We start from the raw sequence: 19,088 nt of genomic DNA on the forward strand, positions 1-19,088 counted from the left end.
GAATGGAAAGGAGAAAACTTAAGTGCCGGTATTAATAAACAATATACAGGAAAAGGTACCAGTTGGTCCTGACCTGGAGCAATTGCTCACCCGGGTGGTGGCTTGGGCCCTTGAGGAGCACGACATACCTGAAAACGTCGAGGTGAGTCTGGTATTCGTGGATGATGATTATATTGCTGGTTTAAACCGGCAATACCGGGGCGTTGACGGTCCCACGGACGTGCTGAGCTTCGCCATGCTGGAAGGTCCCGCCATGCCCGGGGATGAAGACGAACCCATGCTGGGTGATGTGGTGATATCTTTGGAAACCGCCCGGCGCCAGGCCGCTGAATACGGTCATAGTTTTACCCGGGAGGTAGCCTACCTGACCGTACACGGTGTGTTGCACCTGCTGGGTTATGACCACGGGGACCGGCCCGGCAAACAAAAAATGCGCGTACAGGAGGAAAACATCCTGACCAAAGCGGGCCTTCCCGCATCCAATGGCACTACCACCCCCGGTGGTGCCGGGTGTTGAAAGTCTGGAGGAAATATTTTTATATGTTTTGCGCCCTGGAAAGGCATGCCCATAAGCTTGAATGGTTGAAAGATAACATGCCCGGCAAGGGGACTGAATTGCCGCCGCTTGAGGTGGGACTTGAACCAGGCGTTGAACGGTTAAAAGCCGGGCATTGAAGTTGACATTAGCTATGTTGTAAAAGAACTATTTTGTAAAGAGGTGATGGCGGTTGTTCAGCCTGCTGCGCAGCTTTCGCTGGGCCATAAGCGGTATACTTTACGCTGTGAGTACCCAGCGTAATATGAAAATTCACCTGCTGGCAGCGCTAGTGGCAGCGGCCGCCGGTTTGTACTTGAAACTGCCACCGGGAGAGTTGGTGCTGCTTGCCGTAACGATATTTATGGTGCTGGCTGCGGAAATGTTCAATACAGCCCTGGAGGCGGTGGTGGATTTGGTGTCCCCCCGGCAACACCGGCTGGCCCGAATTGCTAAAGATGTGGCTGCCGGTGCTGTGTTGCTTACTGCATTAAATGCACTGGTAGTGGCTTATTTATTAATTTGGCCCCGTTTGCGGGTTTAAGGAGAGGAGAGGGAATGAAACCGGAACAATTGGTTGCCCTGGCTTTGGAAGCCCGGCAAAATGCCTACGTGCCTTATTCAAATTTTGCGGTGGGTGCGGCGCTTCTTACAACCGGTGGCAGGGTATATACCGGTTGCAACGTGGAAAACTCATCCTATGGTCTGACAGTCTGTGCGGAACGGGTAGCTCTATTTACTGCTGTAGCCAATGGAGAACGTAAATTTGCCGCGCTGGCGGTGGCCGCCGGCACCGAGGAATACTGCAGTCCGTGCGGGGCCTGCCGTCAGGTGCTGGCTGAGTTTGACACCGGTACCAGGGTATATCTGGCCAACCGGCATGGTGCATACCGGGAAACAACTGTCGCGGAATTACTACCCTCGGCTTTTTCGCTGAGCACACGTATTTAAGTTGTGCCGGCAGTTTTATCCTCTATAACGAAAGGAACGATAAAGGTTTACTATGCCAGATCCAGTTTTCAAATCAGGTTTCGTAACCATTGTAGGGCGAACCAATGTGGGAAAATCCACTTTACTAAACAGCATGTTGGGTCAAAAAATAACCATCATGTCAGATAAGCCCCAGACAACCCGTCATAAAATACAATGCGTGCTTACCGGCCAGGATTACCAGATCGTATTTATTGATACTCCCGGTATCCACAAGCCCAAGCACAAACTGGGTGAACATATGGTGGGGGTAGCCCTGAATACCCTGCGGGAAGTTGATGTGGTGCTGCTGCTGGTGGAAGCGGCCATGCCCGGCCCCGGGGACCGTTATATGCTGGAACAGCTTAAAAAAGTGACGGGTCCCGTGCTGCTGGCTATTAACAAAATAGACCTGGTTAAACCAGGCGATTTGGTGCCCATAATAGCAGCTTTTCAGCAAGCCGGTAATTTTGCCGAAATCGTCCCGGTATCGGCCCTTACCGGAGAAAACGTGTCGCGTCTTAAGCAGATAATTATTGATTATCTACCCGAAGGCCCCCAATACTACCCCGGTGATGTGGTGGTGGACCGGCCCGAACGGTTTATTATGGCCGAGCTGATCAGAGAAAAGGTATTGCATTTGACCAGCCAGGAAGTACCCCACTCGGTAGCGGTGGTGGTGGAGGAGGTGGAACAAAGAAACCAGGATATGGTGGCTGTACGGGCGGTTATATATACCGAACGGGAAAGTCAAAAGGGTATATTAATCGGCAAGGGTGGTCGCATGCTTAAAGAAGTGGGCCAGCGGGCTCGCCAGGAGATGGAGGCGCTTTTGGGCTCGCGAATTTTCCTGGAATTATGGGTCAAGGTAAAAAAAGACTGGCGTAACCGGGACATAGATATGCGTAATTTCGGTTTGCTGGAGGAATAAAAGTTTTTGACAATTATCCATGTAAGTAATAAGATATACTTGGAATAATAATTAAATATTGTTCTTCGTTAGGTGAGGCTACTATGCAGACACAGGCCACTGCCCGGAAATGTCGAGAGACAGTAACGGGTTAGCAGGTATTACCGAATTAAGGTTTTACCTAATGTGGCTGAGATAAATTCTCTAGCTGTATAGAGCCAAAACTGCACGAGTGAAGAAGGCGAATGTTTTTTATTGGTCTTCATATTTCTACTGAAGGCCTTTTATATTGCATTAAAAGGGGGTGCCTGCATGGAAGAATCTCCTCACCGACGAAGTTTAGCTGTGCATACTAATACAGAACTGCATAACTTCCGTGGAGGTGACCCGGATGATCAAAACTTATTTTTACGATGCCACCCGGAAACGGTTAATCCATGATGTAGATTTAACGCAGAAAGATTTAATTCAACATGAAGATGATTTGCTTTGGGTGGACCTGTATGACTTTTCAAACGGGCGTGAGCTGAATTACCTGGCGGATATTTTTGATTTTCATTACCTGGCTGTGGAGGACTGTTTGCAGCAGAGCCCCCGGGCCAAGGTGGACGCTTATGATAAATACTATTTTTTCATGCTCCATGCCCTGCGCTATAAGGAAGACAGTGACGAGGAAATAACCCTTGAACAGCTCAATGTGTTTTTAAGTTCCAATTATGTGGTGACGGTGCATCGCAGAACGCTGCCCACCCTGGGGCGTATGGCCAGGGAGTGCCTGTCCAACCGGACCAAGTATATGGAACAAGGTTCCGACATGTTTTTATACTACATCCTGGACGGTATTACCGATGAATATTTCCCCATCCTTGACCGCATCGACCAGCGGGTTGACGAGTTGGAGGATCAACTGTACGAGCAGGCCAGTAAGGAGATTACCGAGGAGTTCCTGGCCCTGAAAAGGACTATCCTGTCCATGCGCAGAGCTATTTTACCGCAAAAGAGGATGTTTTCCGGTAGTAACGGCCAGTTTGTATTCCAGATCTCCAAAGAAAGCGAACCTTACTACCTGGATTTGGTGGACCATATTGAGCGCATCATCGATTCCATCGACAGCTTTAGGGATTTACTGGACGGTGCCCTGGAGACATACTACTCCATCATCAGTGCCCGGACCAACGAATCCATTCGTGTACTAGCCGTGATATCTTTTATTTTCATGCCCTTGACCTTTGTTACCGGCTTTTTCGGCATGAATGTACCGTTACCCGAACAGAACAGCCCCTGGTCCACCGTTGCCATTGCCGCGGGACTTTTGGGGGTGACGGCTTGGATGTTTATGGTGTTCAAGATGAAAAAATGGATTTAGGGATCAAAGGACGGAATTGTTTAAATACACGGTTGCTCCAATGGCACGCGGTATTTTAACAAGCCCGTCTTTTTTATGCACGTGCTGGACATTTACAGTTCCTCCTCATTTTTATTTTCATTGACGGTTAACTGTACATTGTGGACATTTTATTGTCATATTGACATGATATAATTTAGGAGTATCTGTGGCTGGGAGGATATAATGAAGCTTTACAAAGTACTGGCGGTGGTGCTCAATTCGCGGCAAATGCGTGACGCTCACCGCATTTTAACCCTTTTCTCCAAAGAGCGGGGCAAAATCAAGGTGGTGGCCCACGGAGTGGCCAAACCCACCAGCCGCAAGCGGGGGGCGGTGCAGCCCTTTTCGGTAACTGATTTTTTACTGCGGCGGGGGCGGGAGTTGGACAGTATCAGCCAGTGCGAGGGACGGGAATTTTTTCCCGGGCTAGTGGCGGATCTGGATAAAATGCTTTATGCCGGCCATGTTGCTGAACTGGTGGATGCCCTTACTATGGACGGAGATCCCCACGGGGATGTTTTTGTGCACATTGTTAAAACCCTGCGGGAACTGGATAAAACAGCCGACCCGGAATTGGTGGCGCGGTGGTTTGAAATGCAATTAATGGCCATGTTGGGTTATTTGCCGGGTTTAAGCAGTTGTGTCAATTGTGGTGGACAGGTGAACGGCCCCATAGCCCGGTTCAGTGCCCGGGCCGGTGGCCTGGTTTGTTCCCGCTGTGCCGGCAGTGCCGGGGGAATATCCTGTAATAGGGGCACAGTGGCGGTAATGCAAACGTTATTAAACTGGGATATAAATAAGATTAACAGGTTACGCGTGTCGCAGTCATGCCGGTTCCAAATGCGCGCTATCATGCGGGAATATTTACAGTGGCACATGGAAAAACTGTCCCGGTCACTACAGTTTATGGATAAACTGAATAGTTTTAAGCCCGGTGTATAAAGAAGCTGCTTAAAAGGTTAAATTAATCAAAACACGATATGTTTATCCATAAGATATCCAAAATTATGATTTAAGGGGGAACCGTGCATGAACAGCGATCTGGAAAAAATCGATTTAATCAGATCCAGAACCGGGGTTACCTACCGGGAAGCCAAAAAGGCCCTTGATGATGCCGGGGGTGACGTGGTTGAGGCGTTAATCAATTTGGAAGAGTCTGAGCGGTCATGCTCCGGGGGTACAGGCCAGGACGAGTTTACCGAAAAGGTACAGGGCCGTGCCCAGGATATCCTGGAGCATGTTAAATCAATGCTGCAACGGGGTCAGGACACCAGAATCAAGGTTAAGCAAGGCGAGCGCACTGTTTTTGAAATGCCGGCCACAATGGGCGCACTGGGCGTGCTGGCCGCCCTGGCCAGCAGTGAATTGGCCATACTGGGGGCACTGGGCACGGCCACCGCAATGGCCAAAAAATACACCCTGGAGATAGAGCACCGGTCCAAAAAGGGGGAAGGGCAATCTGAACAGCCTGCCACCGGCGAAACCTTTACCTATAAAAACCCACCGGTACAGTAATCTAATATAATTGACTTTAATGACAAGATTTGATAAATTTATTTTGACCTGAATAACTTGGCGCCCTGAAGGACTGGTATTCCAACCTTACAAAGGACGTATGGTAAGAAATACCGGCGCAAATCTCCCGCCTCTATAAGCGGGAAGCAAAGGCCAACATTTGCAGTTTTAAATTCAGTGGAGTTAAAGCATCTTCACCTGAATTAAACTTGCTTCAAAAATAATTAAAGTTTGGCGATGAGGGAAAGAGTAGCTAATGTGTTGCCCTGCAGAGAGCCGGTGGGTGGTGTGAACCGGTGGCATGCCTTGGTGAAAGGGGCTCCCGAGCCGCAGGAGGAAAGCCGGTGTTTTGGGCCGGTGAGTAAAGCCTGCCCACAAAGAGTGGGCCGTTCCTTATTGGGGCGGTCAATCAGGGTGGAACCACGGGAAATGCCTCCCGTCCCTGGCTTTATGCCGGGCCGGGGGGTTTTCATATTTATATGGGAGGTTGGTTAGATTTGAATTTCCAGGAATTGATACTGGCGCTGAATGCCTTTTGGGCCAAACAAAATTGTATTATTCAGCAGCCCTATGATGTGGAAAAGGGAGCCGGTACCATGAACCCCGCTACTTTTTTGCGGGCGCTGGGACCCGAGCCCTGGCGGGTGGCCTATGTGGAGCCCTCACGACGGCCTACGGACGGCCGGTACGGGGAAAACCCCAACCGGCTGCAGCACTATTACCAGTACCAGGTCATCTTGAAACCCTCGCCGGACAATGTGGTGGATATTTATTTGGAGAGCTTACAGGCCATCGGTATTGACCCGCGCAAACACGACGTTCGTTTCGTGGAGGATAACTGGGAATCGCCCACCCTGGGTGCCTGGGGTCTGGGCTGGGAAGTCTGGCTGGACGGCATGGAAATTACCCAGTTCACTTACTTTCAGCAGTGCGGCGGTATTGATTGCCGGCCGGTAAGCGCCGAAATCACTTACGGTCTGGAGCGTCTGGCCATGTATATACAGGAAAAGGATAACGTTTATGATATCCAGTGGGTGGATGGCGTCAGCTATGGTGACGTGCATCACCGCGGTGAAGTGGAACATTCTCACTATAACTTTGAGGAAGCGGATACAGCCATGCTGTTCAAACTGTTTGATATGTACGAGCGCGAGGCCCGGCGGGTGGCGGACAAAGGGTTGGTACTGCCGGCCTATGATTATGTTTTAAAGTGCTCACACAGCTTTAATCTGCTGGATGCCCGGGGCGCCATCAGTGTTACCGAGCGCACCGGTTTTATCCACCGGGTACGCAACCTGGCCCGGACCTGTGCGCAAAAATATGTGGAGCAGCGGGAAGCCATGGGATATCCCCTGTTGAGGAAGGAGGGTGCCTGATATGGCCAAGGACTTTGTATTGGAAATAGGTGTGGAGGAACTGCCGGCCCGGTTTTTAGAACCGGCCCTGACTCAATTGCAAAAACTAACCGAACAATCTTTGCAGGAGCACCGGCTGGCTTATGAGGAAATTATCACCTGCGGCACCCCCCGCCGCATTACCGTCTTTGTACGGAAAGTGGCGGAAACCCAGCAATCTTTGCTGCAAGAGGTTAAAGGCCCGGCGGTGAAGGTGGCCTTTAATGCTGATGGGGAGCCCACCCGGGCTGCCCTTGGCTTTGCCAAAAGCAACGGTGTCAAGGTGGAAGATCTGGTGCGCAGATCGGTGGGCCCGGTGGACTATGTTTTTGCCGTCAAGCAGGAGGCCGGCCGGCCTGCCGCTGCCGTGCTAAAGGAGTTGGCCCCGGAACTAATCACAGGGCTGCATTTCCCCAAACCCATGCGCTGGGGCGACCTGGACATGCGCTTTGCCCGCCCCATCCGCTGGCTGCTTTGTCTTTTGGGCGGTGATGTGCTGCCCTTCACTATGGCTGGTTTGCAAGCCGATCGTTATACTTACGGCCATCGTTTCCTGAGCAGCGGTAAGCTGGTTGTTGATGAGGCCGGCGCTTACTTTGATGTAATGCGTAAAGCGAATGTAATTGTTGATCTGGCCGAACGCCGGGAAATCATTCGCCGGCAGGTAACTGAAGCTGCAGCCCGGGAAGGCGGGCAGGCGGAAATTGATCCCGACTTGTTGGATGAGGTTACTAATATTGTGGAATATCCCACTGCCCTGTGCGGTAGTTTTGATAAAGAATATTTGCAAATGCCCGGGGAAGTATTAATTACCCCCATGCGGGAACACCAGCGTTATTTTCCGGTGCGCGATGAGGGTGGTAACCTGCTGCCCCGGTTCATTGCCGTGGGTAACGGCGGTACCGATCAGGAAAGCATCAATATTATCCGAGCCGGTAATGAGAAGGTGCTGCGAGCCCGCCTTTCCGATGCCGCCTTTTTCTGGCAGGAAGATTTGAAAACAAATCTGGCGGATCGGGTGGAAGGACTGCAAAAGGTGGTGTTTCAAGAAAGCCTGGGTACGGTTTACGAAAAGGTGCAGCGCATTACCGCCCTGGCCGATTTGCTGGCCGCTCGTTTGGGCGCAAGTCTTGAAGAGCAGGGGGACACCACCCGGGCCGCCTATTTGGCCAAAGCAGATCTGTTAACCAACATGGTTTACGAGTTTCCGGAGTTGCAGGGGATTATGGGACGGGAGTACGCCCTGCGTCAAGGTGAACCGCAAAGGGTGGCCAGGGCGATATATGAACATTACCTGCCCCGCTTTGCAGGCGATGAGTTGCCTGAAACATTACCGGGCCGGGTATTGAGCATTGCCGATAAGGCCGACACCATAGTGGGTTGCTTTGGTGTGGGTATTATGCCCACCGGATCCCAGGATCCCTACGCCCTGCGGCGCCAGGCTCTGGGAATATGCCATATTATATTGGATGGCGGTTTGGTACTGTCCCTGCGGGAGATTATTGCCCGGGCGTACAGCGGCTACACCGGCCGGGTGCACATGAAACTGACGCTGGAGCAGGTTACCGGAGAGTTGGAAGAATTTTTCCGGCAGCGCCTGCGTGGTTTATTTATCGACAGGGGATTGCCCTATGATACGGTTGATGCTGTTTTGGCCGCCGGTATAGATGATTTGGCGGGAACCTGGCTGCGGGGCCAGGCCCTGGAAGAATTTCGCACGGACCCGGCCTTTGACGCCTTGCTCACTGCCTTTACCAGGGCATATAACCTGGCCAGGAAAGCGGCCCATGACCGGGTGGACCCGGCACTGTTTGATTCAGCCGCCGAGCGGGAACTTTACCAGGCTTTTCAATCAGTATCCGCCACCGCCACCACCAGAATGAACGACCGGGCGTACGGCGCCGCCCTTTCCACCATTGCTCGGCTCCAAGAACCGGTGGACCGCTTTTTTAATGATGTAATGGTGATGGTGGATGATGAACGGATCAGGGATAACCGCCTGGCGCTATTGAAAAAAATCGCGGCATTTATTGGTAGTATGGCAGACTTGAGTAAAATGGTAACATCAAATAAATAAAATCATTGAAATATGATAAAAGCTTAACAAAAAAATAATATACTTATTAAGAGGAAATTCCATCTGAATATATAATATATATTATTTATAAGAGCCAAGGTTAATAGTATGGCATATTTGCTCTGCAAGGGGCGATGATATGGAGCTAAGCAAAAGGCAGGAAACTATTCTTGAAATAGTTAAGAAGGAAGGGCCTATCACCGGTGAACAAATAGCCGAGCGGCTGAGACTTACCAGAGCCACGCTGCGACCCGACATGGCCATTTTAACCATGTCGGGCATGCTGGAAGCCCGCCCCCGGGTAGGCTATTTTTACAGCGGCAAAAAACCCGGGCAGGAGCTGGCTGAAAAACTGCACCAAATAACCATCAATGATATCAAATCGGTACCGGTGGTGGTTTCCGAGCAGTGCACGGTTTATGATGCTGTTGTCACCATGTTCATAGAAGATGTGGGCACCATGTTTGTTGTACGTGAAGGTGGCCTTCTGGAAGGGGTAATTTCCCGCAAAGATTTGCTCAAAACCACCCTGGGCGGGCAGGATATACACAAATTGCCTGTAGGGGTAATAATGACCAGAATGCCCAATGTTGTTTATGTGGAGTCAGACGCTTCAGTTTTGGAGGCTGCCCGTAAATTAATCACCCATGAAGTGGATGCCTTACCGGTGGTGCGCCAGGTTAAAGGAAAGGACGACCACAAGGATCTGGAAGTGGTGGGGCGGTTCAGCAAAACCAATGTCACCAGGCTGTTTGTTGAATTGGGCGAAGGTGCTTACTAAGGAGGCGGTATCCATATCCACGGAAAATAATAAACCAAGACCGGTAATATATATCATATCGGATTCCATTGGTGAAACGGCTGAATTGGTGGCCAAGGCGGCAGCCAGCCAGTTTGACGGCAGCGAGGTGGAGATCCGCCGGGTTCCCTACGTTAATGAAGCATCGGAAATTCCGGAAATTGTGGAGGAAGCCGGTCAGTTTAATAGTATGATCGCCTATACACTGGTACTGCCGGAGCTCCGGGAGACTCTTGTGGCGGAAGCAAAAAAACACCAGATCCTAACGGTGGATATCATGAGCCCCATGTTGGAAGCCCTAACCAGGCTGAAAGGCTCCCCGCCCAGGTTGGAACCGGGTTTGGTGCGCAAAATGGACCGGGAGTACTTTCGTAAAGTGGAGGCCATTGAGTTTGCCGTTAAATATGACGATGGTAAGGATCCCCGCGGTATCCTGCGGGCGGATCTGGTGGTTATCGGAGTGAGCCGCGCTTCCAAGACACCATTGTGCATGTATCTGGCCCATAAACGTATCAAGGCCGCCAATGTGCCGCTGGTACCGGAAGTGGCTCCGCCCGAGGAAATTTTCAGCCTGGCTCGGCACAAGGTGATTGGCCTGAAAATCAGTCCCAGGCAGCTTAATGAAATCAGGCGGGAGCGGTTAAAATCGCTGGGTCTTACTTCCAATGCCGATTATGCCAGCATGGAACGCATTTTAAAAGAATTGGAATACGCAGAAATGATAATGAAAAAAATTGGTTGCCCAATAATTGATGTAACTAATAAAGCCGTTGAAGAAACCGCCAGCCGCGTGCTGGAAATATACTACAGGGGGGAAAGGCATGGTAGTTAACAAATGGGTTTATACATTTGAAGAAGGAAGGGCTGATATGAAGGATCTGCTGGGTGGTAAAGGTGCCAACCTGGCGGAAATGACCAGTATAGGATTACCGGTTCCTCCTGGCATTATAATCACCACCGATGCTTGTAACCAGTTTTATGTAGAGAACAGGCAATTCCCACCCGGCATGGAAGAGCAAGTGCGGGAAAAGATAAAAACACTGGAGGAGAAAACCGGTAAACGCTTTGGCGATCCGGACAATCCTTTGCTGGTCAGCGTGCGTTCCGGTGCACCCATTTCCATGCCCGGTATGATGGATACTGTGTTGAACCTGGGTTTAAACGATGAAACAGTCAAGGGACTGGCCAGGGCCGCCGGGGATGACCGGTTTGCCATGGACTGCTACCGCCGCTTTTTAAATATGTTCGGCGATGTAGTGCTGGGTATTGAGCATGATAAATTTGAACACATCCTGGAAAGGCAAAAGGATTTGACCAATGTCCAATTTGATAATCAACTGACTGCCGAACAATGGCAGGTGGTGGTGGAAGAATATAAGAAGCTTATTGAACGGGAAACCGGCAGCCCGTTTCCCCAGGAACCCATGGAACAGCTGTTTAAGTCCATTTATGCCGTGTTTAATTCATGGAATAACGAGCGGGCCATTGTTTACCGTAAAGTGAATAAAATACCGGACAGCCTGGGCACTGCTGTGAACGTCCAGGTGATGGTGTTCGGTAACCTGGGCGATGACTGTGGTACCGGCGTGGCCTTTACCCGCAACCCGTCCACCGGCGTTAATGAATTGTACGGCGAGTATCTAATTAATGCCCAGGGTGAGGATGTGGTGGCCGGTATCCGTACCCCGCAGCCCATTGCCACTTTGAAGGATACCATGCCCGGTGTATACAAACAATTTGCTGAAACCTGCACACTACTGGAAAAACATTACCGCAACATGCAGGATATCGAGTTTACCATTGAACGGGGCAAGTTGTGGATGCTGCAGACCCGTAATGGCAAGCGTACCGCCCAAGCCGCCATCAAAATTGCGGTGGATATGGTAAACGAGGGTCTGATTAATAAGGAAGAGGCAATCATGCGAGTGGAACCGGCCCACCTGGATCACCTGCTGCACCGGCGCATCGACCCCAATGCCAAGCTACAGGTAATTGCCAAAGGTCTTCCGGCTTCCCCCGGTGCCGCCAGCGGCCAGGTGGTGTTTGATGCCGATGAGGCCGAGAAACTTGGCCTGGACGGGCAAAAGGTGGTTTTGGTGCGCACTGAAACTACACCGGATGATATTCATGGTATTGTGCAGGCCCAGGGTATCCTTACTTCCCGGGGCGGTATGACCAGCCACGCTGCAGTGGTGGCCCGGGGTATGGGTAAACCCTGTGTGTGCGGCTGTGAAGCTATTCGTATCGATTATGCCAAAGAAGAGTTTGTAGTTGGCGGGGTAACCGTTAAAAAAGGCGATATCGTTTCCATAGACGGGGCTACAGGTCAGGTCATGCTGGGCGAGGTGCCCATGATTGATCCCGAGCTCAGCGATGAATTTCAGCAACTGCTTACCTGGGCGGATGAAATCCGGTCTTTGGGCGTGCGGGCCAACGCCGACACACCTGCAGACGCTGCCAAAGCCAGGGGATTCGGTGCCGAGGGTATCGGTTTGGTTCGCACCGAGCATATGTTTATGGCCCAGGATCGCCTGCCCATAGTGCAACAGATGATTCTGGCCTCGGATGTCGAGCAGATGAATAATGCCCTTGTTCAATTGCTGCCTATGCAGGAAGAGGATTTCTATGGTATTCTGAAGGCCATGGAAAGCTTGCCGGTAACCATCCGGTTGCTGGACCCGCCGTTGCATGAGTTTTTACCCAATGCTGAGGACTTGATGGTGGAAATCACCACTTTGCGGCTGACCGGAGGCAGTGCCGACGAAATCAGGCAAAAGGAAGAACTGCTCAAGAAAGTGCGCGCGCTGTCTGAATTCAACCCCATGCTGGGACACCGGGGCTGCCGCCTGGGTATCACCTTCCCGGCCGTTTACGCCATGCAGGCCAGGGCTATTTTCCAAGCCGTGGCGCGGCTGGTACGGGAAGGCTATAAGGTAATTCCGGAAGTGGAAATACCACTGGTGATTGATGTTAACGAACTTTCCTTCCTGCGCCAGGTGGTTGAGAAGACGGCCACCGATGTAATGAAGGAGACAGGTGTGCAGTTTGAATACACCGTGGGTACCATGATCGAAGTGCCCCGGGCGGCGCTTTTGGCCGACGAGGTGGCCGGTGCGGCTGATTTCTTCTCCTTTGGTACCAACGATTTGACCCAAACCGCATTGGGTTTCTCCCGTGATGACGCCGAGGGTAAGTTCCTGCAGCATTATGTGGAGAAGAAAATATTGAAGGATAATCCCTTTATGGTGCTGGATCGCAGCGGGGTGGGTAAATTAATGCAAACCGCGGTGCAGCTGGGTCGTAGTGTGAAACCCGATTTGTTGATAGGTATCTGCGGTGAGCATGGTGGCGAGCCCTCATCCATTGAATTCTGTCATATTACCGGCTTAAACTATGTAAGCTGCTCACCCTTCAGAGTGCCCATTGCCCGGTTGGCTGCCGCCCAGGCTGCTGTTAAAAATAAAGACCAATCTAAGTAAGGCTTAAATAAAAATTTTAACCAGGGTTCTGTCACCTGATGGGATTATGACGCGGTACCCTGGTTTTTTATTTAAGCTTAGCAGAAGGCCGTTGGCCTTTTAAATGGTCAATATTAAATATTTGTTAACTAAGAGGAATATGGGAAAAAATATAGAAGTACAAAAAATCCAGGGCATCGACACAACCCTTTGTTGGACAGGCAGGTGATACAGTGCGGCAGTTGCGACTTTTTTGGGCCGTTAATTTACCGGAGGATATAAAAGCCGGGCTGGCTGCATTGCAGTCCGATTTACGTACCGCCCCGGTTAATGTTAAATGGGTTGAAAAGCATAACCTGCATTTAACCGTGAAATTTTTGGGTGATGTTGAAGATGCCCGGATTGATGAAATTGTCCGAGTGGTGGATGAAGCCGTGCACGGAACGGGTGGTTTTGAATTGCAGTTGAGCGGGCTTGGCTTTTTTCCGGGGCCGCGCCGCCCCCGGGTTATCTGGGTAGGCGTGCATGGTGAAGTGCAAAAGTTCCACCGCCTATACCGGCGGGTGGAGGAGTGTATGACCGCGCTGGGCTGGGCTGATGGTCAAAATTTTGCGCCCCATTTAACTCTGGGGCGATTACGCTCTCCCCAGGGCAGTGATTTGCTGGTGCGCAGGGCACGGGAAATTGGCGATGACCGGGGGAATATCGGCGGGTTGGCGGTATCCAGCATTGATTTAATGAAAAGCCGGCTCACCAGTAGAGGCCCGGTGTATCAATTATTGGCTTCGGTACGGTTGACCCCTTGATATAAAGCATAAATCATGGTTTTGGGCATAAATTTTATAAATTCGTGCTTAAATCTTAGATGAGATGTTAAGTAGTTGGGCCAACTTAAACACTGGTTATTGAAGAAAGAGGGAGTTCTATGTATATAGTTGCAATTAATGGAAGTCCCAACGCCAAAGGTAATACAGCACTGATGCTTCGGGTGGCATTGGAAGAGATAACGGCTGCAGGCGGTGAAGGGCATTTTATGCAGGTATCCGACTTAATGACCAAGTCCAAGGTGCCCTATTGCGTGGCCTGTTCCAATCCTTGTGAAGGTAATTGCTTCCGTAACACGGCGCTGGAGGAAGCTTATAATTTGCTGCGCCGTTGTGACGGTATCATTATGGGCAGCCCGGTGTATTTCTGTACTGTTTCAGCACCGCTGAAGGCCTTTTGGGATAAAACACGTTTTTTACGCAAGGACAAGGCGCTGCTTAATGTGGTGGGCGGTGCGCTGGCGGTGGGTGCCAGCCGTTTTGGCGGGCAGGAAACTACTCTGCGGTCTATGCAGGATATGATGTTTTGTCAGGGTATGACTGTGGTGGGGGACGGCTTTATTGATTATGATTCCGGGCACCTGGGTGCCTGTGCCCAGCGTCCGGTCGAAGATGACCGTGATGGGTTAATACGCACCCGTATCCTGGCGCGGCGGGTGTTGGAGGTGGCCCAGGCTACCGCTGGCCTGCGTGCCCACCGTACCCAGGGGAAATAATAGTATTGCCTGTTTACCCCCGCTGGTCGCTTGTCAGGCTTGTCGGGGGTAACTTATCTTACTTGTGGATTACCCGTTTAAATCTATTTTTCAAGGGGTGGGGTACAGGTGGACATTCGCCAGTACACCGAAGCAATGGAAGAAAAAGTTTTATCTCCCTTTGCAGTGTGCAGCGCACGCTCGGTTGGTCGCCGTCATCCTGAAGAGCCGTGCCGGATCAGAACGGCATTCCAGCGTGACCGGGATAGAATTATCCATTCCAAAGCGTTCCGTCGCCTCAAACATAAAACCCAGGTATTTATCATTCCCGAGGGCGATCATTATCGTACCAGACTTACCCACACCCTGGAGGTGGCTCAGATAGCCCGCACCGTAGCCCGGGCCCTGCGCCTTAACGAGGATCTCACCGAGGCTATAGCGCTGGGGCATGATCTGGGGCATACTCCCTTTGGCCATGCGGGAGAAAACGCTCTCAATGAAGTCATGCCGGGTGGATTTAAACATAACCGGCAGAGCCTGCGGGTGGTGGAAGAACTGGAGGGTGGGACGGGGCTTAACCTTACCTGGGAAGTTTGCGACGGTATTCTGCACCACACCGGGCCGGTGCGCCCGTCCACTCTGGAAGGCCAGGTAGTTAGCATAGCTGACCGGGTGGCCTACATAAACCATGATATTGACGATGCTATCCGGGGCGGAATCTTAAAAGTACGGGACTTGCCCGCTATTTGTTTGGAAATACTGGGCTTTGAGCACCGGACGCGCATTAATACCATGGTCACGGATGTTATTATAAACAGCCGGGATAGGCCGGTTATTGCCATGAGCAGTGAGGTGCAGCAGGCGACCGACAAATTAAGACAATTTCTCTTTGACCATGTTTATATAGATTCCGAAGCCAAGGGTGAAGAGGACAAGGCACGGCATGTGCTGCAATACCTTTATACTTACTGGGTTAAGTATTCCCAGTATTTACCTGCAGAACACCGGACCAGGTCCCGCATCGTAGGCGTGGAGCGGGCGGTTTGCGATTATATAGCGGGCATGACGGACCGTTACGCCATTACCCAGTTTAAACAGTTGTTTATTCCCCGGTCTTTCGCCATTCCCGGGGGCAGTTTCACCAGGCAGGGTGGAACAGCAGACAAAAAAATGTCGAACCCGGAAGGATAATTTATAGTGACAGCGAATAAATGTTAAACGACCAATATGATTTGCGTTTTGGAAAGTTTGCCAAACAGCGGTCAGTTGGAAGGTGATATCCATGGGCGGGTTTATTCCCGAAGAGATAGTGGAGAATATTCGGCAGCGGGCTGATATCATACAGATAATATCCGAGTATGTAACGCTGCAGAAAAAAGGTCGCAACTATGTAGGCCACTGTCCATTTCACCGGGAAAACGATCCGTCATTTACAGTTACGCCCGATAAACAAATATTTTATTGTTTTGGTTGCAATGCGGGCGGTAATGTTTTTAAATTCATCATGCTGCAGCATAATTTATCCTTTCCCGAGGCGGTTAAAATGTTGGGGGAAAGGGTGGGTGTGGCGGTCCCCGACGGTTACAGCCCCAGGGTTCGGGAGCGCCTGCGCCGGGAGGAAAAAGCCTGGAAGATAAACGCCCTGGCTGGAGAATTCTTTCAGTCTATACTGCAGCGGCATCCCGAAGCGGCCGTGGCCAGGGAATATTTGAGGGGCAGGGGTATTTCACCGGACATGATCGGAAACTTCGGCTTGGGTTATGCGCTTCCGTCATGGGACGCTCTGCTGAAGTTTATGCAGAGTAAGGGTATTAGCATACCCGAGTTGCTGGAGGTTGGTCTGGCGGTTAGCGGTGAACGTAAAGTGTATGACCGGTTCAGGGGTCGCTTGATGTTTCCCATCAGTGATGTCCGGGGGCGGGTGGTCGGTTTTGGCGGGCGGGTGCTGGGGGATGGATTGCCCAAGTATCTGAATACCGCGGAAACGGATTACTTCAGTAAAGGTAAGATACTGTACGGTCTGGATCGCGCCCGGCAGGCCATTCGTGAAGCGGGATACGTTATCATCACCGAAGGTTATATGGATACCATAGCCGCTCACCAATTTGGTATGGCCAATACGGTGGCATCACTGGGCACCAGTATGACCAGAGAACACGGGCGTTTGTTGATGAATTATACCAGGGAAGTAATTATTGCCTACGATGCTGATGCTGCGGGAATGGCGGCGGCAGTACGGGGACTTGATATATTGCAGGAGTTGGGGTGCCGGGTAAGAGTATTAACTTTGCCCGAAGGCAAGGACCCGGACGAATTTTTACGCACCCGGGGCCTCGACCAGTGGAAACAGCAGGTTGAAAAGGCCACACCGCTGGTGGAGTTTAAACTCCAAAGGGCCATGGCCAGGTATCAGGGGGGTTCTGTGGCCAAGGATGCCGTGCTGGAGGAGGTTTTACCCGCTTTGGCAGCTATACCCGGAGAACTGGAAAAGAACGAAGCGATCAGGTTGGTGGCGGCCAAACTGTTTACCGGTTACCATGTTGTGGTGGAAAAACTCCAAAAATTTACCAATAACAATCGAAAAAATGCAGTAAAACCGGATAAAATTGCTAATAATAAGCATAATATAAGTAATATTAAATTTAACGGTGATTTTGGTAAAAGGGCCGAGTACGGGTTAATAAGGTTAATCCTGGAAGATGAGAAATTGATTGATACCGTTGCCGGTGTATTGCCGGGCAACTTTTTTCAGGATGATTTTTGCCGCGAGGTTTATGACAAAATTTTAGACACATATAAACAGCCTGTTTCTTATACATTATCTGTTGTGTTTGATTACATGGAAGAGGAGTATCAACAAAGGTTGAGTGCTATGTTAATGGAACCGGTTCCCGGCGAAAATACGGAGTTGCTTTTACACGGCTATATTACTGCTATAAAAAAAAGACAACTGCAGGATAAGAGCCGGCAATTGCAGGATGCCCTGGCCGTTGCGGAAAAAACCGGGGATCGCGATGAAATGGTACGCCTTTTGCAAGAGATAGGTTCTATTAATCAAACCCTGAAGGGAGGGGAAATGTTGCAATGAGCAAGGAAGACTCCAATAAAAAACAGGTTTTAAAAAATGTCAAGGAATTAATTGAAAAGGGCAAAAAGCGGGGAGTCTTGACTTATCACGAGGTCATGGACAGTTTACAGGGTATAGACCTTACTCCCGAGCAAATTGACGATGTATACGAGAAATTGTCCGCCATGGGTATCGAAGTGGTGCCTGACGCTCAGGATATCGAGACCATCAACGCTTCCCCCATTGAAGAAGATGATAACGACTCCGGCGACGACGTGGAGGTTGACCTAACTGTTCCGGAGGGCGTTGGCATAGATGATCCCGTGCGCATGTACTTAAAGGAAATCGGACGGGTACCCCTTTTGACACCGGAAAAGGAAGTTGAACTGGCCAAGCGTATGGAACAGGGTGACGAAGAAGCCAAACGCCTGCTGGCCGAGGCAAACCTGCGCCTGGTGGTTAGCATTGCCAAGCGCTATGTAGGCCGGGGCATGTTGTTTTTGGACCTTATACAGGAGGGCAACTTAGGTCTCATTAAGGCCGTGGAAAAGTTTGATTTCCGCAAGGGCTTTAAATTCAGTACCTATGCCACCTGGTGGATCAGGCAGGCCATTACCAGAGCCATAGCCGATCAGGCCCGGACTATTCGCATTCCGGTGCATATGGTGGAAACCATCAATAAATTAATAAGGGTGAGCAGGCAACTCCTGCAGGAGTTGGGCCGCGAGCCGCTGCCCGAGGAAATTGCCAAAGAAATGGGTATTTCCGAGGAAAAGGTACGTGAAATACTGAAGATTGCCCAGGAGCCTGTATCGCTGGAAACTCCCATTGGTGAAGAGGAAGATTCCCACCTGGGTGATTTCATTGAAGATCACGATGCCCGGGCACCGGCCGAGGAGGCTTCCTTTACTTTGCTCCGGGAACAATTGGATGATGTTCTAACTACACTGACCGACCGGGAGCAGAAGGTGCTGCGCCTGCGCTTCGGGCTGGATGATGGCCGGGCGCGAACCCTTGAGGAAGTGGGCCAGAAATTCGGTGTCACCCGGGAGAGGATCAGGCAGATTGAGGCCAAGACCCTCAGAAAACTACGCCATCCCAGCCGTAGTAAAAAGTTAAAGGATTACTTGGATTAGTTAAAATTTACTTGATAAATACTATTGACCGAGGGGTAGGTTTATTGTATAATAACTGCTGTAGCGTTCCTCGATAGCTCAACGGTAGAGCATCCGGCTGTTAACCGGAGGGTTGCTGGTTCGAATCCAGCTCGGGGAGCCAATCCCTCCGGGCCCATAGCTCAACGGTAGAGCATCCGGCTCATAACCGGCTGGTTCTAGGTTCGAATCCTAGTGGGCCCACCACTAATTCAAGGATCATAACGGCCCCATGGTCAAGAGGCCTAAGACACCGCCCTTTCACGGCGGTAACCCGGGTTCGAATCCCGGTGGGGTCACCACA

At 50.9% G+C, this 19,088-nt stretch carries 18 protein-coding genes, 3 tRNA genes and 1 riboswitch; all 21 genes read left to right on the top strand.

Annotated features, from left to right (window positions below):
• Positions 1–22: 22 nt before the first annotated feature.
• The 21 genes from ybeY to LX24_RS02340 all read left to right on the top strand — a co-directional run bounded on the left by ybeY (position 23) and on the right by LX24_RS02340 (position 19,086).
• Positions 23–517: an rRNA maturation RNase YbeY gene (gene ybeY / locus LX24_RS02240; protein WP_166510519.1), complete on the top strand. Its 495-nt coding sequence runs from the start codon at positions 23–25 to the stop codon at positions 515–517.
• Complete coding sequence (locus LX24_RS02245) at positions 511–675, top strand: hypothetical protein (protein WP_166510520.1); 165 nt, start codon at positions 511–513, stop codon at positions 673–675. The genes ybeY and LX24_RS02245 overlap by 7 nt, the downstream gene beginning before the upstream one ends.
• Positions 676–728: 53 nt before the next feature.
• Positions 729–1,079, top strand: a complete 351-nt coding sequence (locus tag LX24_RS02250) for a diacylglycerol kinase family protein (protein ID WP_166510521.1) — start codon at positions 729–731, stop codon at positions 1,077–1,079.
• Between the two features lie 14 nt (positions 1,080–1,093).
• Complete coding sequence (locus tag LX24_RS02255; RefSeq protein ID WP_166510522.1) at positions 1,094–1,486, top strand: cytidine deaminase; 393 nt, start codon at positions 1,094–1,096, stop codon at positions 1,484–1,486.
• A 52-nt stretch (positions 1,487–1,538) separates the two neighbouring features.
• Positions 1,539–2,435 carry a GTPase Era gene (gene era / locus LX24_RS02260; RefSeq protein WP_166510523.1) on the top strand — a complete coding sequence of 299 codons (897 nt, stop codon included), beginning with the start codon at positions 1,539–1,541 and terminating at the stop codon, positions 2,433–2,435.
• Between the two features lie 57 nt (positions 2,436–2,492).
• Positions 2,493–2,658: riboswitch (M-box (ykoK) riboswitch) on the top strand.
• Positions 2,659–2,805: 147 nt separating this feature from the next.
• Entirely contained in the window at positions 2,806–3,780 is a 975-nt protein-coding gene (corA, locus tag LX24_RS02265) for a magnesium/cobalt transporter CorA (protein ID WP_166510524.1), read from the top strand.
• A gap of 204 nt (positions 3,781–3,984) precedes the next feature.
• Positions 3,985–4,743 (top strand): DNA repair protein RecO, encoded by a 759-nt coding sequence (gene recO, locus LX24_RS02270; protein ID WP_166510525.1) that lies wholly within the window; start codon positions 3,985–3,987, stop codon positions 4,741–4,743.
• A gap of 87 nt (positions 4,744–4,830) precedes the next feature.
• Positions 4,831–5,316, top strand: coding sequence for a DUF4342 domain-containing protein (locus tag LX24_RS02275; protein ID WP_166510526.1), 486 nt, complete (start codon positions 4,831–4,833; stop codon positions 5,314–5,316).
• Between the two features lie 497 nt (positions 5,317–5,813).
• The gene (glyQ, locus tag LX24_RS02280; protein WP_166510699.1) at positions 5,814–6,692 is read left to right on the top strand and encodes a glycine--tRNA ligase subunit alpha; all 879 of its coding nucleotides are present in this window, start codon (positions 5,814–5,816) and stop codon (positions 6,690–6,692) included.
• Position 6,693: 1 nt separating this feature from the next.
• Positions 6,694–8,787, top strand: coding sequence for a glycine--tRNA ligase subunit beta (gene glyS / locus LX24_RS02285; protein ID WP_166510527.1), 2,094 nt, complete (start codon positions 6,694–6,696; stop codon positions 8,785–8,787).
• A gap of 139 nt (positions 8,788–8,926) precedes the next feature.
• Positions 8,927–9,568: a transcriptional regulator CcpN gene (gene ccpN / locus LX24_RS02290; protein ID WP_166510528.1), complete on the top strand. Its 642-nt coding sequence runs from the start codon at positions 8,927–8,929 to the stop codon at positions 9,566–9,568.
• Positions 9,540–10,418 carry a pyruvate, water dikinase regulatory protein gene (locus LX24_RS02295; protein WP_423244318.1) on the top strand — a complete coding sequence of 293 codons (879 nt, stop codon included), beginning with the start codon at positions 9,540–9,542 and terminating at the stop codon, positions 10,416–10,418. The genes ccpN and LX24_RS02295 overlap by 29 nt, the downstream gene beginning before the upstream one ends.
• The gene (gene ppdK, locus LX24_RS02300; protein ID WP_166510529.1) at positions 10,408–13,065 is read left to right on the top strand and encodes a pyruvate, phosphate dikinase; all 2,658 of its coding nucleotides are present in this window, start codon (positions 10,408–10,410) and stop codon (positions 13,063–13,065) included. The genes LX24_RS02295 and ppdK overlap by 11 nt, the downstream gene beginning before the upstream one ends.
• A gap of 212 nt (positions 13,066–13,277) precedes the next feature.
• The gene (thpR, locus tag LX24_RS02305) at positions 13,278–13,850 is read left to right on the top strand and encodes an RNA 2',3'-cyclic phosphodiesterase (protein ID WP_166510530.1); all 573 of its coding nucleotides are present in this window, start codon (positions 13,278–13,280) and stop codon (positions 13,848–13,850) included.
• A 119-nt stretch (positions 13,851–13,969) separates the two neighbouring features.
• Positions 13,970–14,584 carry a flavodoxin family protein gene (locus LX24_RS02310; protein WP_166510531.1) on the top strand — a complete coding sequence of 205 codons (615 nt, stop codon included), beginning with the start codon at positions 13,970–13,972 and terminating at the stop codon, positions 14,582–14,584.
• 108 nt (positions 14,585–14,692) lie between these two features.
• Positions 14,693–15,754 (top strand): deoxyguanosinetriphosphate triphosphohydrolase, encoded by a 1,062-nt coding sequence (locus LX24_RS02315; protein WP_166510532.1) that lies wholly within the window; start codon positions 14,693–14,695, stop codon positions 15,752–15,754.
• Between the two features lie 91 nt (positions 15,755–15,845).
• Positions 15,846–17,651, top strand: coding sequence for a DNA primase (dnaG, locus tag LX24_RS02320; RefSeq protein WP_166510533.1), 1,806 nt, complete (start codon positions 15,846–15,848; stop codon positions 17,649–17,651).
• Entirely contained in the window at positions 17,648–18,766 is a 1,119-nt protein-coding gene (gene rpoD, locus LX24_RS02325) for an RNA polymerase sigma factor RpoD (RefSeq protein WP_166510534.1), read from the top strand. Before dnaG ends, rpoD begins: the two co-directional genes overlap by 4 nt.
• A 67-nt stretch (positions 18,767–18,833) precedes the next feature.
• Positions 18,834–18,908: transfer RNA gene (locus tag LX24_RS02330), tRNA-Asn, on the top strand.
• A gap of 8 nt (positions 18,909–18,916) precedes the next feature.
• A tRNA-Ile gene (locus tag LX24_RS02335) sits at positions 18,917–18,991 on the top strand.
• Positions 18,992–19,010: 19 nt separating this feature from the next.
• Positions 19,011–19,086: transfer RNA gene (locus LX24_RS02340), tRNA-Glu, on the top strand.
• Positions 19,087–19,088: the final 2 nt, after the last annotated feature.

This window comes from Desulfallas thermosapovorans DSM 6562, from assembly GCF_008124625.1.
In the GTDB taxonomy this organism is placed as follows: Bacteria; Bacillota; Desulfotomaculia; order Desulfotomaculales; family Desulfallaceae; genus Sporotomaculum; species Sporotomaculum thermosapovorans.

What these genes read in the sequence shown, in the direction of transcription:
- LX24_RS02255 (WP_166510522.1), top strand. Translation starts at nt 1,094, where the DNA reads ATGAAACCGGAACAATTGGTTGCCCTGGCTTTGGAAGCCCGGCAAAAT.
- era (WP_166510523.1), top strand. Translation starts at nt 1,539, where the DNA reads ATGCCAGATCCAGTTTTCAAATCAGGTTTCGTAACCATTGTAGGGCGA.
- corA (WP_166510524.1), top strand. Translation starts at nt 2,806, where the DNA reads ATGATCAAAACTTATTTTTACGATGCCACCCGGAAACGGTTAATCCAT.
- recO (WP_166510525.1), top strand. Translation starts at nt 3,985, where the DNA reads ATGAAGCTTTACAAAGTACTGGCGGTGGTGCTCAATTCGCGGCAAATG.
- LX24_RS02275 (WP_166510526.1), top strand. Translation starts at nt 4,831, where the DNA reads ATGAACAGCGATCTGGAAAAAATCGATTTAATCAGATCCAGAACCGGG.
- glyS (WP_166510527.1), top strand. Translation starts at nt 6,694, where the DNA reads ATGGCCAAGGACTTTGTATTGGAAATAGGTGTGGAGGAACTGCCGGCC.
- ccpN (WP_166510528.1), top strand. Translation starts at nt 8,927, where the DNA reads ATGGAGCTAAGCAAAAGGCAGGAAACTATTCTTGAAATAGTTAAGAAG.
- ppdK (WP_166510529.1), top strand. Translation starts at nt 10,408, where the DNA reads ATGGTAGTTAACAAATGGGTTTATACATTTGAAGAAGGAAGGGCTGAT.
- LX24_RS02310 (WP_166510531.1), top strand. Translation starts at nt 13,970, where the DNA reads ATGTATATAGTTGCAATTAATGGAAGTCCCAACGCCAAAGGTAATACA.
- dnaG (WP_166510533.1), top strand. Translation starts at nt 15,846, where the DNA reads ATGGGCGGGTTTATTCCCGAAGAGATAGTGGAGAATATTCGGCAGCGG.
- rpoD (WP_166510534.1), top strand. Translation starts at nt 17,648, where the DNA reads ATGAGCAAGGAAGACTCCAATAAAAAACAGGTTTTAAAAAATGTCAAG.